This is a genomic window from Pedobacter sp. UYEF25, from assembly GCF_054061655.1.
The window spans coordinates 214,925-233,661 of sequence record NZ_JBSSEL010000001.1 but is presented as its reverse complement, the minus strand read 5'-3'; the positions used below and the strand labels follow the sequence as shown (position 1 = coordinate 233,661).

Annotated in this window: 13 protein-coding genes; 6 read left to right on the top strand and 7 right to left on the bottom strand. The window is 38.1% G+C overall.

What is annotated here, in order from left to right; translation table 11 throughout:
* Window positions 1-233: 233 nt before the first annotated feature.
* The 6 genes from ACVWYG_RS00950 to ACVWYG_RS00925 form a co-directional block, all read right to left on the bottom strand.
* A complete protein-coding gene (locus ACVWYG_RS00950; protein ID WP_457268250.1) occupies window positions 234-1,556 on the bottom strand; it encodes a hypothetical protein in 1,323 nt (440 codons plus the stop codon).
* 381 nt (window positions 1,557-1,937) lie between these two features.
* Window positions 1,938-2,894 carry a glycosyltransferase family 2 protein gene (locus tag ACVWYG_RS00945; RefSeq protein ID WP_457268249.1) on the bottom strand — a complete coding sequence of 319 codons (957 nt, stop codon included), beginning with the start codon at window positions 2,892-2,894 and terminating at the stop codon, window positions 1,938-1,940.
* 37 nt (window positions 2,895-2,931) lie between these two features.
* Window positions 2,932-3,948, bottom strand: coding sequence for a UbiA family prenyltransferase (locus tag ACVWYG_RS00940; protein WP_457268248.1), 1,017 nt, complete (start codon window positions 3,946-3,948; stop codon window positions 2,932-2,934).
* Entirely contained in the window at window positions 3,941-5,017 is a 1,077-nt protein-coding gene (locus ACVWYG_RS00935; RefSeq protein ID WP_457268247.1) for a hypothetical protein, read from the bottom strand. The genes ACVWYG_RS00940 and ACVWYG_RS00935 overlap by 8 nt, the downstream gene beginning before the upstream one ends.
* A 2-nt stretch (window positions 5,018-5,019) precedes the next feature.
* Window positions 5,020-6,195 (bottom strand): glycosyltransferase family 4 protein, encoded by a 1,176-nt coding sequence (locus tag ACVWYG_RS00930; protein WP_457268246.1) that lies wholly within the window; start codon window positions 6,193-6,195, stop codon window positions 5,020-5,022.
* Window positions 6,192-8,009, bottom strand: a complete 1,818-nt coding sequence (locus ACVWYG_RS00925) for an ABC transporter ATP-binding protein (RefSeq protein ID WP_457268245.1) — start codon at window positions 8,007-8,009, stop codon at window positions 6,192-6,194. The genes ACVWYG_RS00930 and ACVWYG_RS00925 overlap by 4 nt, the downstream gene beginning before the upstream one ends.
* Window positions 8,010-8,159: 150 nt before the next feature.
* On the opposite strand from ACVWYG_RS00925, the gene ACVWYG_RS00920 reads away from it, so the two are divergent.
* A complete protein-coding gene (locus ACVWYG_RS00920; RefSeq protein ID WP_457268244.1) occupies window positions 8,160-9,080 on the top strand; it encodes a glycosyltransferase family 2 protein in 921 nt (306 codons plus the stop codon).
* Window positions 9,077-10,255, top strand: a complete 1,179-nt coding sequence (locus ACVWYG_RS00915) for a glycosyltransferase family 2 protein (protein ID WP_457268243.1) — start codon at window positions 9,077-9,079, stop codon at window positions 10,253-10,255. The genes ACVWYG_RS00920 and ACVWYG_RS00915 overlap by 4 nt, the downstream gene beginning before the upstream one ends.
* Before the next feature lie 34 nt (window positions 10,256-10,289).
* Here the strand turns inward: ACVWYG_RS00915 and ACVWYG_RS00910 are convergent, their stop codons facing one another.
* On the bottom strand, window positions 10,290-11,774 hold the full coding sequence (locus ACVWYG_RS00910; RefSeq protein ID WP_457268242.1) for a hypothetical protein: 1,485 nt from the start codon (window positions 11,772-11,774) through the stop codon (window positions 10,290-10,292).
* 284 nt (window positions 11,775-12,058) lie between these two features.
* On the opposite strand from ACVWYG_RS00910, the gene ACVWYG_RS00905 reads away from it, so the two are divergent.
* The 4 genes from ACVWYG_RS00905 (at window position 12,059) to ACVWYG_RS00890 (ending at window position 18,703) form a co-directional block, all read left to right on the top strand.
* Window positions 12,059-12,514, top strand: a complete 456-nt coding sequence (locus ACVWYG_RS00905; RefSeq protein ID WP_457268241.1) for an OmpA family protein — start codon at window positions 12,059-12,061, stop codon at window positions 12,512-12,514.
* Between the two features lie 333 nt (window positions 12,515-12,847).
* Window positions 12,848-16,057 carry a SusC/RagA family TonB-linked outer membrane protein gene (locus ACVWYG_RS00900; RefSeq protein ID WP_457268240.1) on the top strand — a complete coding sequence of 1,070 codons (3,210 nt, stop codon included), beginning with the start codon at window positions 12,848-12,850 and terminating at the stop codon, window positions 16,055-16,057.
* Between the two features lie 24 nt (window positions 16,058-16,081).
* Complete coding sequence (locus tag ACVWYG_RS00895) at window positions 16,082-17,980, top strand: RagB/SusD family nutrient uptake outer membrane protein (RefSeq protein ID WP_457268239.1); 1,899 nt, start codon at window positions 16,082-16,084, stop codon at window positions 17,978-17,980.
* A 21-nt stretch (window positions 17,981-18,001) separates the two neighbouring features.
* The gene (locus ACVWYG_RS00890; protein WP_457268238.1) at window positions 18,002-18,703 is read left to right on the top strand and encodes a DUF3823 domain-containing protein; all 702 of its coding nucleotides are present in this window, start codon (window positions 18,002-18,004) and stop codon (window positions 18,701-18,703) included.
* The last annotated feature ends 34 nt before the right edge of the window (window positions 18,704-18,737 follow it).

Genomic DNA, 18,737 nt, shown 5'->3' with positions numbered 1-18,737 from the left:
GAATGCACATTAATCGTTGAATTTTTTTCTTTGTATTGATTTAAAGCGCATATAAGTGAGCACTGAGCTATTCAATTGCCAAAAAAACCTTTTCCATTGTGAAGGAAAAGGTTTTTTTTATTGGAACTTTCGGTAAAATTTTGTCAGCTTGTAAAGAAAGGAAAGTTTTTGAATTGCTAATTAGCCTTAACCTTAGCCTCCACTCATTTTTTCCACTCCATCTGTCTTAATTCTTATCTAGAAGCGCCAACTCCAGCAATGCGTGATCTAAAGTTAATGAGGTCTTCCACTGCATCACTGGCATTTGCTTTATAGATGTTGTTCGAGTTTTTTGTCAGCGTTGTTTTGCCTTTTGTCGACATATTATTTAGTATTACGCTGTCTCTGTTGTTAAACAGGAGATTATTGTACACCTCAACCGAAGTGTACACATCATAAAGATCTAATAACCTGCCTTCAAAATACTTCGGTGCTCCAGTATTCAATTGGCCCACAGTGTTGTTATAGACTTTCGCAATAAACCCAGGTTTGAAAGCGCTTTCTTCTTTTAATGAAGGAGGTACTTGTAGTTCAAATGCACCATATCTAGTGGTATTCCATACCACGTTGTTGTAAATTTCTACACTGCCTGGTTTGGTGATGCTACACATCCAGGCACGGATCATATTTCCCTGATGGTTGGTACAGGTATTGTTAAATACTTTTCCATTACCAATCACATGAAAAATACCGTTGTGGTTGCCCTGTTTGCTGTTTACATTGTTTATTTTATTATTGGAAAATTCGTAGTCTTCAGCACAGCCCAACCAAACGCCATCTGACAACGTTGGAGAGTTTTTTATGGTACAGTTGCTCATCTTAAAATTTTTAATCAAACCGGTAAATCCGTTATTTGTTACTGAACCAGATCCCGCGAAAAAGGTCTGGATGTTATCTGCCACTATATTGATTAATTGGATATTATTTGAAAAGCTGTTTGGCTGTCCATTATATGTTTTATCTATTCTAAAACTAATACAAACGTCCTTAATATTGCTGATATTTAAATTTTTTAAAATGAGGTCGTTTGCCTCGTCAAACATTTGAATAGCGCGATAAGAGCTGTTCTCTATGTTTAAATTCATCAACGTAACTCCATTCATAACGGTTAAATTAACAAGGCCGCCCACAACTTTTACCCGATTTGCACCATCTATGGTTACGTTTTTAAAGTTTTTGAATTGAAAGTCGGTATAGGTTCCAGGCTTAATGGTAATTTTTTTGTCTGTTAAATTGGTAAGTACCAAAGAACCTGAACCTGTTCCCACCTCCATTGTCTCACCGCTTGCCGGTGTAGATACCGGTGGTAACTTTACGGGTGGGGCAGTTACCGGCGGAACTTTACCGGTTGTATCCGGTTTGTTACCTGTAGAGTCTGGCTTTAAGATGGTCACACTTCCATTTCCTGCAGGCGGAATAATTGGGATATCATCTTTTTTGCAAGATCCGGTAAGTGTTAAAAGGAGAAAAACTGGCAGTAATTTTAATACGGGTTTAAAACTTTTTTTAATATTCATTGTTTGGTGGTTTTTTGTAATTTCTTTGTTTGACATTATAACCATCATTTTTTAGTATTCGTATCGACGCCAAGAAATTTTTATGGAAGAAATTCTGCTTTGGAGAAAAAAACAGCGAATACAGCGCAGGAGCGTAGTTTACGTCAGTATAAATACTACGTAAAAAATAATAATCTGACATAAAAATGACTTAATAAAACATCCAACGAATGCCTTTATATGTAAGACACTGATTAAATGATAGTTAACTAATTGCATGGTCTGCACAATAGCCTATGGTTTTTGTATTTTTGAAACTACGTTTTTACCCTTTTTGGTTCAAGGTTTGTCTAAAACGGCGTAAATTGACGAATGTCAATTTTTTTTTGAAAAACTACCTTGTTATTTTTTTGAAATTTTACGGCGGAAAGCGTTGAAAAAAACCTTGGGAATGGCCGAAATTGTATAGCGCTTGTTCATTGAAAAAGATTTTTGAAGCAAATGGTGTCCGCTGCTAAAATTAAATTCTCTCACAAGTCGGTGTTTGGCAAGTTCTACCAAACTGTCCATGTATTTGTGCTGTAAAATTAATTTCTCATCCTTAGAAATTAATCGATCAAAATCCTTTATAAAAATTTCTAGATCTGAAACATATAAACGCTCTAAAATTTCACTCCACTTTCTTCCGTCGTAAAGATTGATTTCATCCACCCGTTTGTTCCACAAACGCTCCAAGGTATATGCTGCCTTGCGCGGTGTAGTGAGCACAATTTTTAAGAACATGTACCAGTCGTCTCCAATGCGCAAATCTTCTCTCCATTTACTAGCGATGATTTCTTTTCTTACCAAGAGGGAGGAAGATGGCGATGGGCAAGATTGTAGATAAACCAACCTTAAATCCTCACTGTTTAAGGTGACCCAACCATCCACTGCATTTTTATGATGGAGAGAAAGATAAGGGTCATTCAATAGAAAGTCCCAGGTTTCTCCAAATTTCACCTCTTGATCCCAATTTGCAAAAACAAAGTCTAGTCTGTCTCTTTCCAACTTTTGCACACACTTTTCTAAAAATTCTGGATACCACACGTCGTCAGAATCCAAAGTTGCAATTAAATCACCTTCTGCATGTTCAAATCCCAGATTTCTCCCAGATGCTTGACCTCCATTTTCTTTGTAATAGTAAGCTACCTGAGGATAATGGCGAACCAATTGTTCAGTGTGGTCGACTGAGCCATCGTCTGCTACGATAATTTGGATGTTCGTATAGGTTTGATTTAGGAGGCTTTCTATCGCATCCTTAAGTTTATCTGCTCGATTATAAGTGGTAATGATTATGCTAACGAGGGGTGTTGAAGTCATTAAAAGATCGATTGGGACGAATATTTGATGTTTGGAATTAATTTAACGTTTTATTTATTGTTGTTTTTAAAAGGATAACCACATCCCTCCCTACAGAAATAATTTTACTCGGGAAGATGACCATGTGTATAAACAATATAAACCAACCAAAGTAAAATGCCAGAGCGTTTGTTAAAAGCAGGGACAGCGGTAAAAATACAAAATAATAGTCATTCATCATTAATTGATAACCTTGGTTTTTCGGACTGATGATGAAAGATATTTTATATCCTAACACATACCGCCTAGCTAACAGCAGTAGCATGTAGCATAGAAGCCCTAGCATTACATACACATTAAAAACCGTAGAAAGCATCATCGCCAATGCAATCACTTCTATTGTAAAAATAATCTTTTCTTTTATCTTGAAGTCATTGGGTTCAACTTCAATAGCAAATGTTTTGGTGCCGGACTTAATGTCATTTTCGCGGTCGAAAAATTGATGCCATAGGATGCCCCTGAGCCCATACATGAAAGACCAGACGGCTATGGCAAGGATTAGCAATAAATTTTTATGGCCACCAAAATAGAATACTAGGTTGGAAGCTACGAGCAAACTAGGGAATAAATGCGCGCCCGATGCATCACAAAGTACACCCCAAAAGCCCCGTTTTTTTAATCGAATAGGCCTTACGGAATAGAGCGTAAAAACCAAATAAGAGAGGGCTTGAAAAATCATTGATGGAAAATCCGGATACAATAGCAGGATGAAAACGGTACCTAATGTTAAGCAAATCAGCACAATGAATACCCGTACCGCCGGACTAAGGTTTGCCATGCTGTTCCGTTTTCCCGCAAGCGCATCTTCTCTTATGTCGGTTATGTCGTTGATTACACTTACATAGATAGCCCCCACAATTAGGGCTGCAAACAATAAAGCGATTCGAGGCAATGCGGCTTTAAATGGTTGATTTAGCGTAAGGATTATAAGATAGGCAACGGCTAACAAAGGAACCATTTTATACTCCCACCATTCGCTGTATCTTGTAAATTTTAGGAGTTTGATGCTACTCATGGGCTTGCTGTTGTTTTCTATACATCGAAAGTGCCTCTAAGCAAAATGCGGTGGTGGTTTCTTCAGAACCCCACCCAGTAGCTTTTGATGGGCCGCAGTAAAACAGTCGTGATCGTTTCCAATAGCCGTTCCTGCTTTGCGATTTTAAAAGCGTATCTATCCCGCTATCTAACTCTTTCCCTCGAAAATTTAAATTGAGAAGTGTAACGAGCGCCATCCCATGTTCAAGGTCGCTTTCTCCGAAACTGCCATTGTGGTTTATTTTAGTAAATAAGCGCGAGAGGATTAAAGGCTTTGCCGGCGCTAATTCCTTAACTTTAGGAAAATTTCTCGACACGAAATAATAAAATACAATTAGGTTTTTATACCATTTGTCGCTGCTTTCTTCGTTTGCACTTCTCAATACATCAAGTAGATAGTCAACGATGTGGGCAGTTTGGTCATTTAAACCAAAATAGAACAATGCATTTGCATTAACAACAGCATCTACATCATTTCTATTAACTTCATGTTTTAACCAGAAAGTCAGCGAATGTACTGGTCTCTTCAACTCACGCCCAAACACTTTAAAATCAGAGAACTTTATTTTGGCGCCCGGCCTCCAAACAATCCAAGTAAAAAATAACCCGCTTTTTGCGCGGTTGGCTAGCAGAAAAAGCTTGTTATTAGGGATATCTATGCTCAGCGCACTTAATAAGGCAGAGGTGTAGACCGTTGTATCTACATCGGGAGGAGTGAATTTAAAAAGAGGGTTAAACTTTGTAAAGAAATTCCACAACCCACCTGTCATCATTTGATAGCGCAAAAATTTAGAAGTTGACTCTAATATTTTTCTAACCTTTAAATCTTCCCTGAGTCCCAAAAGGCAACTTGCCAATACCGAGGTGCAAAAGACGTTACTTTCCGGATAGCACCATTCCTGCATGCGATCATCAGGTGATAGATAGGAACAAAATTCCCCGTTTGGATATTGATGCTCATAAAGAAAATCAATTCCCGCGTCTATTGCCAGTTCCAGACGCCGGTCAAATTGCTCCTCAATAGTGGTAAAATTCGTATTTGCTTCCATAATTAGCTAATGAATTTTAACACCATGTCTGCAAATATTTTGGCAGGATTTTCTGGAAGCGAAAGTTTCATTTGCGCACACGCTGCTGCTCCCATCGTTTCCCAATTTTCTCTTTGCTGCCAAGCTTCCTCCATAGCTGCATCAAAATCTTTTTCGTTTGCTTCCCCAATAAAGCCGCTTATTAAATGTTTTACAGTTTCTGCATTACCGCCAGCGTTTGTAGCAACGGCCATTCTCCCATAACTCATGGCTTCTGTAATGGTTAAGGGAAGACCTTCACTTCTCGATGGTAAAACAAGCGCATGGTGCTCTTGCCAAATTTTCTTTAAATCGTGCTCAAAGCCGATAAATTGCACATTGCGAAGGTCAAATAGCAGACAAAGGTCTTTCAACGCTTCCTCATCTGGTCCTGTTCCTATAAAAGAGATGTGAATGGCTCTTTCCTTCCATTTGGGTTTTTTAAGAATTCGCAATAAAATATCTTGTCCTTTATCAATGATGAATAGTCTGCCCACACAAGCGAGTCTAAATCCATTTTCTGTAGAAGGAAATGGCAAGAGAGATGGACTAAATTTATATGGGTTTATAATGATTTGTGCATTTTTTAGCCGTGTCCCAAACTGCTCTTCCGTCATTTTGAGGTTGTGTTCGGAAACAAAAAAACATTTTTTGGCTGTTGATAAAGCGTTTTTCATATAGGCCCTATCTGTTGGTTGTGGCCAAAAAAAATCTACTGCTTTATGGCTGATGAGAACGTAGGGAATGTTTAAAAGAATGCATTGTTGTGCGTATACCAAGCCATCGAAGTTTATGCCTTGAGAGATAATTGCAAAATCTATCTGATCATTTTTTAAATGTTCGAACATCTGTTTTGCAAGCTTATTCCATTGGTAAGTCGCAAGCTTAAATTTTTCTGCCAATCGAATAAAGCCGTCAACCGATTTATTGTATAATTTACCAAAGGCTTTAGTGTTTAGCGAAATTTCTTTGAGCGTTATCTGCTGATCGATAAGTTCCTTAAATTTGAGGTGTTGATTATTTATTGTTTTTTTATAAACGGTAATGTCTTTAATGCCGGCCTGTAAAAAGTGTGGAATGGATTTGGCCCATAATTCTTCGCTTCCGCCCCAATCGTCTAGGCAACAAGTTATGATGGCAAGTTTTGTGCTCTTTTTCATTGATTTTTTGCTAAATCAGCATCTTTAAACAAATCTGCATAGATTCCATCTGTATTCATCAAACCTGCATCCGTCCCCTCTTGAACTATCGTTCCGCCAGAGAGCACATAAATATAGTCGGCGTGTTTAACTGCCGAATGCCTATGGCTAATAACTACGGCACTTCGATCTCCCAGCTTTTGTCTAAAAGAACCCAACAATTCTTTTTCTGCAATGGCATCTAATGCGCTGGTCGCTTCATCGAAAATAAGGAGTTTTGCCGAACTGAAAAACGCTCTAGCAATGGCGATTTTTTGCCACTGGCCGATACTCACTTCCTTTCCGTCTTCGAAAATTCTACCCATCATTGTGTGATACTTTTCGGGAAATTGATCGATAAAATCATGCGCACCGGATTTTTTCGCCGCTTCTCGGATGTCATCTAACGTATATGCTTTTTTAATGTCTCCAAATCGAATATTGTCTTCAGCAGTAACATTGTATTTAGAAAAATCTTGAAAGACTGGACTCACATATCGTCTGTAATCTTCAGGGTCTATACCCGTTAAGTTTTCCCCGGCAAGGGTAATTTTGCCCTGATCTGGTTCGTATAGATTACACAATAACTTAATCAAAGTAGATTTCCCGGCACCATTTAATCCCACAATTGCAATGATTTTACCGGATGGGATTTTAAGGCTAATATTCGTTAATGTAGGCTTATCGCTGTGCGGATAAGCAAAGGATACGCGAATTAATTCCAAATCGGATCCATGAAGGTTAACGATTTTTTTTAATCCAACGTCGTTTTTTCTAATTGGTTGAATGTTCAACAGGTCGAAAATACTGGTAATAAATATACTGTTCTGATAGATTATGGAAATGCCGCCTGTAACATTTTGAATGATGGAAAACGATTGCGGAAATATAATTAAGAAGATTAATATGTCTCCTACACTCGTTCTTCCACTTAGCGCACCCAATGCAATATAACCGATGCATACAAAAAAGCCCGTGGTTGCGAGAGACGAAGTAATGGCCTCCAGCCAAGTTCTATTGTAGCTAATTTTAAGTTTGGTGGTAAATACCTCTGCGCGATACTTGTTGTAGAGGTTTGAAAAGTACTGCCCTAAATCAAAAGCCCTAACTTCTTTTGCAGCGGTATCTGTTGTAATCAAATTGCTCAGGTAAGATGATTTTCGTTCCAAAGCGGTATGTTTGATGCGCCACATATTTTGTTTGTTTGCGAAAAATATCCGTACAAAAAGAGTTGGAATAACAAATAAAATAAGCAAGGGTAATAAAAACCAGCTGATTGAAAAGATGATCGCACCAATCGCTGCTAAACTCATCAAATTTTTTACAATTTCCAGCATCGTGGTAATTACCAGGTTTGGGCGATCTGAACCTGCTTCCTTTGCGCGACTTAAGACATCGTAATAATCGGGATTCTCATAATAGGAAAGTTCTAATGAAACAGCTTTTAGATGAATTTCTTCATCGATGTGTTGTGCAACTTTGGTTGACTGAACTTCTATTAGATAGGTGGAAATTGCTCTTGCCAATCCATATAAAATGCTTAAAAGTGCCGCAAAGCCCACGTATTTAATTACTTCATTAGTGGCATTTGGACTGGCTGAATTTACATGTGAAATCTTGTCGACCAATAATTTCAAGGCATAAAGAGACCCTAAAAATAAAACAGTTTCTACAACAATCATTACCACGGATGCAATCATCCATCCTTTTGCGGCGGTCCAGACTAGGCCAAGCGTTTTTTCTAAGTTTAAGTTTGTCTTTAACCTCTTTACCTTATCAGTAAATTGTTTGATCATTTATAATACATTGGGATTTGGGACTCAAATTAACTATTCTCGTTAGACAAAGATACTTTTATTGATTCTAATAATGAAAACAGCCCGAAAACAAATATTCAAACATTAAACTTTCGTAAATGTCAACAGATTTTATATTTTTACGGCAAAATGAGCTCAGTTTCTATTATTACGGTCAATTTTAATCAATTTCAAGTAAATATAGATTTCTTGAACTCGATAAAGAACTATCCCTACACAGGGAAGTTGGAGATTATCTTTGTAGATAATGGAAGTTTGGAAGAACATGAAGGTCTTTATAAAGAAATTTTCCCCGACCTTATTTATATTCGCTCTGAGGCGAATTTGGGCTTCGCTGGTGGAAACAATCTTGGTGTTGCTGTTGCTAAAAGTAAATATTTGTTGTTTTTAAATAACGATGTAGAAATTTCTGAACATTTTATTGATAAGATGGTGGAGACAATGGAAAAGAAGCCAGACATTGGCATTCTGTCTCCGTTGATTCTGTTTTACGACGATCCCAATATCATTCAATATGCAGGATTTACTGAAATGAATTATATTACCTGTCGAAATAAAGCAATTGGTTTTAGGGAATCTAATAACCAACAGTATACAGATACGAGCAGGGAAACAGGTTATTGTCATGGCGCTGCGATGATGTGTAGAAATGCAGATGTAGTTGAAGTTGGTACCATGGCCGAAAATTATTTTTTATATTATGAAGAACTGGATTGGTGCGAGCGATTTAAAAAAGCCGGTAAGAAAATATGGTTTATAGGAAATACTCATATTTTCCATAAAGAATCTATAAGCGTTGGAAAGGAGAGTGCCCTGAAGACTTACTTTATGACGCGAAATAGAATGCTTTTCATTCGAAAAAATACTAGTCTGCCTAATACATTTCTTTTTTATGTCTATTTCATTGGGATCGCTTCTGTAAGACAATCGCTAATCTACTTGATGAAAAAACGAATTGATCTGGCTAAATGTGTTTTAAATGGAATTTTTTGGAACTTTACCCATGCCAAAAACAGTACCGATTTAGGCTTTAAAAGAACCCGTTTATGATTGTTTTTTTTTGGATTTGTTTAGTTATAGTTGGGTATACATTTGTAGGTTATGGTTTTCTGCTTTATATCTTGGTGAAAATTAAATCGGCTTTTAAAAAGGAAATCCCACTTCAAAAGGATGTTTTTTTTCCCACTGTTACGTTGTTAATTGCGGCATATAATGAAGAAGATCTTATTTTAGATAAGGTAGCCGATTCCTTAGCGCTGAACTATCCCAAAGAAAAGTTACAGGTTATCTTCGTTACGGACGGATCTACAGACAACACCGCAGATTTGTTGCGAAACTGTCAAGGAATAACAACACTACATACAGACGGAAGAAATGGTAAAATGGCTGCAATTAAACGCGCTATGCCTTTTGTAGAAGGCGAGATTATAGTTTTTTCTGATGCAAATACTTTTTTAAATCAAGATGCAATTAAAGAATTGGTTAAAAACTATCAAAACCCAAAGGTTGGCGCTGTTGCAGGAGAAAAGAGAATTTTGGTCGATGAACATGCAGATGCCAGTGCTGCAGGTGAAGGTTTTTACTGGAAATATGAGTCATTTTTAAAGAAGCTAGATTACCAGCTTTACTCTAACGTCGGCGCAGCCGGCGAGCTTTTTAGCGTGAGAAAAATTCTTTATCCTTACGTAGAGAGCGATACCATTATAGATGACCACATGATTGCGATGCGGATTGCAGAAAGCGGCTACATCATTGCCTATGAACCAGAGGCTTATGCCATGGAAACTGCTTCTGCAAATACAAAGGAAGAATTGAAACGCAAAATCAGAATTGCTGCTGGAGGAATGCAGTCGATTTTACGATTGCATAAAGCAGCGAATCCATTTAACAATCCGGTCTTAACTTTTCAATACATCTCTCACCGAGTGCTGCGATGGACTGTTACCCCATTTTTCTTAGTGCTGATATTTTTGTTAAACATACTCATCTGTGCAGAACAACCAGCGCATACATATGTTGTTTTATTAATAGCGCAGGTGTTTTTCTACCTTTGTGCGCTGATAGGATGGTATTTTGAACATAAAAATATCAAAATTAAGGCATTTTTCGTGCCTTACTATTTTTGCTTAATGAATTATGCGGTTGCTGCAGGCATCTTTCGGTATTTTAGAAAAAATCAAAGCGCTGCCTGGGAAAAATCGCTTCGTAAGGCGAAGACGTTGTAACTTGGTGGCGGCAAATTTGTTGGCGAAACATTTATTAAGGTTCTAACGCTCGAAACTTTGTATAACCGAAGCCCATCACAATCGCAGCAATAATTGCGGTAAGAAAAATTTTTATGTGGTTTGCATTTGCTGGCTCAGAGGAAGCTGCGGCAGGTTTTATGATCTTTCTATCTGCTCCATCTGTCACATAAGAAATGGACGTCTTTTCCTTCTGTTTAAGTAAAAAAGTGTAAACATTGGTTTTAATTTGGTGCTGCCTTTTTACGTAAACTAAGTTCCTTTCGATTTCTGGCATTTTATCCAAAAGCGATGAATAACCATTCGCTCTAAAAGACAATGTATTAATGTCTGCTGTAAACTTGGTTTTTAATAGCTTTAGGTGGTTTTCTAACTGTTGTTTTGATTGAATCATTTGGCTTTCAAATGCGCCCAATGCTTTGTTCTTGTCTGGAGATTCTGTGTCTAATTGCAATAAATTTGCCCTAGTTTTATAGAGTGATTTTACGATCTGGGTCAATGTTGAATCCTCGATACCTACATTCGATGGGATTAATCCCCCCTTGTTCTCTGTAGATTCGGCAAATAGTTTCAGTCGATCTAGTACCAATAAATCGACGCTCAGTTCGCTCAATTTCCCATCTGTCTGATCTACGTTTTCCAAATATTCCCTTCCCAAATTTTCGGGTGCTGCGTGTTTCCCAATTTGATTCGCTTTTAACTTTGGCTCGATCATTAGTAACTCTGCCTCCACCATTTCCAATTGATTGTTAATGAACTTTGCAGTATTTACAGCAAGGACATTGTGCGCATCAGAAGAATGTCGTGTAAAAGCGGTAATAACCCCATTTAAGATTGCAGTTGCCCTAACTGGATTTTTATCTGTTAATGAAATATTTAAGTGGCTCGCATTTGCTGCTGGCATAACAGTAATGTTGTTTGATAAAGATTCAATCACTTCCTTAGGCGACAAAAGACTGAAGTCGTAATTCTGTTCATTATTCTGCTTGATTAGCGCATTTCTTAAAAACATCAACTCTCCATATGGAGTCATTACCCATTTATTAAAAGGATACCCCTTTCCACCAATTTCAATCAAATAGTCGCTAAACCTAAAAGGAATGTGCTCAAATGTTTTTAAGGTGTTTATCGTTTGTACTTTTATTGCAATCGGAGCATCTCTATAAAGCAGCCGTTTTGCTAATTTATCTATTGAATACACCTCTGTGCATAAACTCAGCTGTTCAACAATTGCATAAAGGGATAAATTTGCAGTGATGGATTTAGTCGCCTCCAAAATAGGCTGACTTCCTTTCTTACTTTTTGGAGTGTAAAAAATTTCTGCAGTAGCCCGATAAATACTCGGCTTAATTCGTATGTAAAGCCACGAACAAACAATAGCAAGAATAAGTAGTACTGCATAAATAGCCCAAAAACGACTAAATATTTGTTTTACGGTCAGCTTTGGTATAGAGTTTACCTTACTGCCTTTATTGGTCACTTGATGCTGATTGATTGCCATTTAAATTATTAACAGACAAATTCATTTTGTTTTCTATTCCATAGCGCATTGTCATGCGGTGTAATTGGTGTCACCAATTGCGGAAATTATAGTGCACTTATTTCTTGTATACGTTTTTTTAATTAGATCAGTTTCTTAACGTATAAATTAGCTTTAAAGGTATTTTCGTTCATTGTTCTAAACGCTTTCATGAAAAACAACAACTTATATGTTTAGCCATCAAACTAAAAATCTGTACCCGGCGAATCTCCGTAAGTATCCTTTAAAACTTAAAACCACTTTTTATGAAAATGAAAATTTTAACAGGACTGGCATTCGTTTGTTTATTTCTTACTGTGAAAGCAAATACCAACAATGCGCGTAAGACAGTCGCCAAGTCCGTTTCCGCTGCTACCTTAAGCGCGCTTACAAAGAATGTGGAGTACGAATTTGACAAGGCTAATGTAAAAGATGACTATTATTCAAATTTAGATCAGTTGGCAAAAGCAATTGTGAAATATGATTTTGCTGTATCTCTAAAAGGTTATGCTGATGGAATTGGTGCTTACAAATACAATTGGGTATTGTCTGATAAGCGCGCGAGTAGTGTGAAAGATTACTTGGTGAGTAAAGGCGTGAAAGCGAGTAGAGTCATTACTACTCCTTTTGGAAGTACAGAACCGATTGCTAGTAACGATACAGAAGCTGGCAGACAAAAAAACAGAAGGGTAGAAATATCTTTAAAGAAAATTAATGAGTAATCGTTAAAGTATATCATTATACAACCTGAAAGAGAAGCTGCAAATGCTTCTCTTTTTTTTTTGTTTTAAAACGGTTGTGGGTAATAAAAAAATTCCATTATATAGAGTAGAAATTGGTGTGGAGGAAAAGTAAAAGGGCTTAAGCCGAAAAGATCCGTTTTATAGATATCGCTCAAAGCGCCGTCAATGCATATTTAGAATTTATTTTGAGACAAAATAGAACAAGAATGAGAAGTTTTAGCTGATCAACATCTTTACAAAACAGCGTTCTTTGGTATAAAGGAATCTAGCCAAATTCCGAATCCTTACAACATTAGACCAAATACCGTAATTATGAAAAAAAGTTTACTTCATTGTTACAGAAGTAAGTCTGGGTATGAGCCAAAAGTTTTCCGATCTTCATGGATAAGCAATTACGCTACTGCTCTCTTATGCTTCTGTCTGTTATCGCTCAGTGCGATGGCACAAACCAAAGTAACAGGAAAAGTTACCGACTCAAAAGGAGAAACCCTTGTTGGTGTTACCGTTGCTATTAAAGGTACTAAGATTGGTACGACTACCGATGCAAATGGAAATTACAGCATCGAAGTTACCTCAAATGCTACCTTATTGTTCGCGTACGTAGGATACATTACCCAAAATATTCCCTCCAACGGACGAACGACCATCAATGTTCAAATGAAGGATGATTTGCAGGCCTTGGATGAGGTAGTTGTAACCGGTTATGGCACACAAAAAAAGGAGTCTATCACCGGAGCAATTTCTGGTGTCACCTCAAAAGACATCGACAGGGTGCATGCAGGCGCAAACGTAAGTACTGCACTTGCAGGCAAAATTCCAGGGGTAACGTTTCGTCAATCAGACGGCCGACCTGGAACAAGTGCAAGCATTCAAATTCGTAACATGGGTGATCCATTATATGTAATAGACGGAATACAGCAAGATGCTGGGCAGTTTAACAATATAAATCCTAATGACATAGAAAGTATCAATGTATTAAAAGATGCTTCTGCCGCAATTTATGGTGTAAGGGCAGCGAATGGAGTGGTAGTGGTTACCACAAAGAAGGGTACAGGTGAAACTAGAATCAACATAGATGGCTATCTAGGGTTTCAAAGCTTTACGCGTTTTCCACATGTAACGAGTAGCTCTTATGATTATGCGAGGTATCTTGCCGAAGCACAGGTAAATCAGGGCAATACGCCCTCATATTCTCCAGAAGATTTAACAAAATTCCAAGCAGGTACAGATCCTGCGTACCGCAGTTTTGATTGGAGGTCTTACGTGTTACAAAATGATGGAGCTCCCCAAAACTTCGTTAACGCAAATTTTACCGGCGGTTCAGAAAAAATTAAGTATTACATCTCTGCAGCAAACGTGTACCAAAACTCACAGTTGGGAAAAGAATATTTCTTTAATCGCTCTAACATTCAATCAAATGTGCAAGCACAGGTTGCAAACGGTTTAAAGGTAAGTTTGGATTTAAATGGTAGGGTAGAAAGCCTGGAAAATCCTGGCGTACCCGGTGGTGATGATTACTTCTTAGCTAGATTTGCAGTTTTACGTAATCTGCCTACAGAGCGGCCATACGCAAATGACAATCCATTATATTTGAACAAAATTAGCAATACAGAATCTAACTACGCATTCTTAAACGATAAGCTTGCTGGTAAACTTAGAAGCGATTGGCGCGTATTACAGACAAACTTTAATGCCGAGTACGATATTCCGTGGGTGAAAGGATTAACCGCGAAAGGCACTTATTCTTATTATGTTGCTGATCGGTTGTTAAACAACCAGGAGTATACGTATAAAGCATATACTTATAGACCAGAAACTGATACTTATGATGTGACAGGCGGAAGTACAAATCCTTGGAGAGAAAGGGAACAACGGAAAGAATTTGCAACTACTTCTCAATTTCAATTGACTTATAACAATACTTTCGGATTGCACAGCATAAATGCAACTGTTGTAACAGAACGGTTAACAAATAGGCACTTAAGAAATTGGCTACATGCAAATCCCATTTCAAATAGCCTTCCTTTGATATACTTTCCAATTATAGATCAGTATCAAGATAGCGACACCAAAGAAGCGCGTGTTGGCTACGTTGGAAAGATTGATTATAGCTATGGAGGCAAATATTACGCATCTGGTTATTTCCGTAGAGATGCAAACTACCTTTTCCGTCCAGATAGTAGGGTAGGTTTCTTTCCTGGTTTTTCTGCCGGATGGCGCATTACTCAAGAAAAATTTATGAAGAATCTCTTGGGTGAGAACTCCGTATTAGACGACTTGAAGTTCAGGGGCTCATACGGGATATTGGGAGACGATAGAAATCCAAATGATTCGAATCAATCTATTGTTGCCCCATACGCTTATTTGCCTGGATATAATTACAATCAAGGCACTGCAATTCTAGATGGTAATTCTGTAATAGTCTCTAGTGATAAAGGTTTGCCAATTACGAGAATTTCTTGGCTCAAGAGTAAAATAACGGATTTTGGTGCAGATTTTTCCCTATTTAAGACGAAGCTGACGGGTTCGGTAGATTATTTTTATAGAAAACGTACCGGGCTAATCGGATCTAAAAACGACATTACCTTACCGCTTGAGCTGGGCTATAATTTGCCAAGTGAAAACATTAATAGCGATTCTAACGAAGGTGTTGAAGGCTCATTAAGCTATCGAACAAATATTGGTGAAGTGGGTTTAAATATTGGTGGAAATATTTCTTACTCTCGATCAAAATTCATCAGCTCTTACAATCCTCTGTTTTTCAACTCCTTAGATCAATATAGGAATTCTTCTGAAAATAGATTCCGCAACATTACTTGGGGTATGGTTGCAACTGGTCAATTCGAGTCTCAAGATCAGATTAACAGCTATCCTGTAAACATCGACGGACAGGGAAATAGAACTCTATTGCCTGGAGACATTATTTATAAGGATCAAAATGGTGATGGTGTAATTAACGGGCTGGACGAAAGACCGATTGGTTATGGCTATGGCACTCAGCCAAATATTAACTTTGGTTTCAATTTTGCGGTTAATTATAAGTCATTTGATTTTCATGCTGATTTCTCAGGCGCATCTGGTTATACTTGGTTTCAAAATTATGAGACCAGATGGCCATTCCAAAACAACGGAAACTTTAACACGATTTTCGAAGATAGGTGGCACCGTGCAGATCCTTACGACATCTCTAGTGCGTGGATTCCTGGAAAATACCCGGCATTACGTGTTAATCCAGGTTTTGGCTCAAGTAACAATCAGGTTGCAGGACAACAGAACTCTACTTTTTGGTTGCACAATGTCAGCTATTTGCGCGCAAGAACAATTGAACTTGGCTACTCGCTCCCTGACAAGTGGATAAAATTTGTGAAGATGAAAAAAGCGAGATTTTACATCAACGCCTACAATTTGTTCTCGTTTGATAACCTTAAGCAGTATTCTATAGACCCTGAGGTAACGGATGATAACGGATTACAATTTCCTCAGAATAGGATTATTAACGTTGGTACAAACATCACGTTTTAAGGCGTTTAACTTTAATTTAATCAAATGAAAAAGATATTTATAATAACAGCCGGCGTCTTTCTTTTAGCGATCGGCTCTTGTAAAAAAGACAGCGAATTTTTGGATATTCCTCCAATAAGCATATTGCCGGTAGAATTGACATTTTCCGATCCGGCGTTAGTACTTTCGGTGCTAGGCGACCTGTATAATAGGGAGGTAGATTTCTCATCTTTAGACAATGGCTGGCGTTCATTCGCGGATTTTAGCGAATCTTTCCCATCAGAAAACGGCAGTTACTTTATTGTTCAACGAAATGGTTGGGGATATGGTGAATGGGGTTTATGGGATTACACTTACGTGCGAGATTTAAACCTATTTATAAAACGGGCAACAGATGCGACAAAATTAGAAGACGCAGATAAAAAACGTTTCTTGGCAGAGGGCAGATTTTTAAGAGCAAGTCATTATTTTGAAATGGTAAAAAGAATGGGTGGCGTGCCACTTATTCTTGACCCAACAGAATACGATTTTAGCGGCGACATTACAAAATTCCAAACCCCAAGGGCTAAAGAATCTGAAGTTTACGACTTTATCATTAGCGAGTGCGAAGCCATTAAGGGCGACCTACCGAAAGATGTAAATGAAAAATCTCGTGCCACTGCAGCATCTGCCTTGGCAATGGAAGCGCGCGCAGCACTTTATGCAGCTTCTATTGCTAAGTATGGTGCAACAACTCCGCAGGTATCATTGCCTGGGGGAGAAGTTGGAATCCCTGCAAGTATGGCAAATGGCTATTATCAGAAAGCGTTGGCCGCTTCACAATCCATCATTAATGGCGAAGTCGGAAATTACAAGCTTTATCAAGTTTACCCGAACCTTTCGGATAATTTTGCAAATATATTTTTAGATAAATCAAGTGTAAATCAAGAGTCTATTTACATAGAAGATTTTAAGGTTGGAGGAAAAACACACGGTTTCACTACCAATGATCAACCATACTCCATTTCTGATGAGGGTGCTGATGCAGGTAGATTAAATCCTTCATTAAACTTGGCGGAGTCTTTTGAAAAATTAGACAATACGTTTGCACCATTTGTGACTGGAAGCGCCGGTGCTAATCCAGTTTATTACACAGATCAGCAAGATATTTTTGCAGGTAGAGACGCGCGTCTGGCAGGAACAATTCTATTGCCGGGGCAAATTTTTAAGGGAAAGGCTGTAGATATTTGGGCAGGTTATTTATTGGCAGATGGTTCTGTGTTAACCTCCGGAGATGCTTCACAGCTTAAAGAGCTACCTGGAACAAATGTTAAGGTTCAGGTTGTTGGTCAAGATGGCCCAATAAATGGGCTGGAACTTAGAACACAAAGCGGGTTCTACATACGTAAATATTTAGATCCAACAGTTGGTTCGGGTAGAAGAGGAAGGGGTAGCGAAACAGCTTTTATCCGTTATCGTTTTGGCGAGATTTTGTTAAATGCAGCAGAAGCGTCTTTTGAACTAGGAGACAAAGCAACAGCGGCACTTTATTACAACCGCGTAAGAGCAAGAGCGGGGCTAGTCATTCCGTTAACGCCAGCAGACATCACTTTTAATAGAATGGTTCATGAGCGTAGAGCTGAACTTTCTTTTGAGGGTCATACCTTATTTGATATGAAAAGATGGCGAATTGCGACCACTGTTTGGGACGGACAGCCAGAAAGCAAAGCAGATTTATTAAGCAATATCGGTTCGGCTACACATAGAAATACCCAACCTTGGGCATTGTGGCCTTATAGATATTACAACCCTGGCAATCCTAATAATGGTAAATGGGTGTATAGAGAAATTTTACCAAATGCAGTTACCGGCAGTAACAGGTTTCAATTTGGTAACTATTATTCGCAAATTGGGGATAACATTATTGGTGCGAATCCTAAAATTGTTAGACAGCCGAACCAATAGTTTAATTTTAAAATGAAAATCATGAAAATAAAATTTCAGCACGGCTTATTATGTTTTTTAATTCTTGCAATGGCGGCATGTAAAAAAGACAATTATAGCGCACCAAGTGTAAAACTAACCGGGCAACTTACTTATAAAGGAAGCCCAATTGGGGTTGAATACAACCAAGTGCCCTTTAACCTTTTCCAGTCTGGTTTTGGAAAAAAAGGACCTATTAATGGAACTTTCGCGCAAGACGGCTCTTATTCGAGTTTATTGTTTGCGGGAGATTATCAGTTTATTATACCAAACAATCAGGGCCCATTTCGCTGGAACGAAAATTCATCGGGAAGCAGAGATACGATAAATGTTCAATTACAGGGAGATAAAGTGATGGATATTGAGGTTACTCCTTACTATATCGTGAGAGATCCTCAGATTACCGCTTCAAATGGCATGGCAAATGCCAGCTTTAAAATCGAAAAAGTGATCACCGATGGAAATGCAAAAACCATTAACAGCGTAACGCTTTACATTAACCGAACTCAATTTGTATCTGGAGGTGATAACATAAAATCTACGGCGATAAGTGGAGCAGATATTGTTAACTTAAATAATGTGGCTTTAAGCGTTGCGATTCCAGCAATTGTCCCTGCACAAAATTATGTTTTTGCCCGCATTGGAATTAGGATCGATGGGGTGGAGGATATGATTTTTTCACCGCTTCAAAAAATAACTTATTAAGCACAATAAAGGCCCTAATGCCTCAATTTTACCT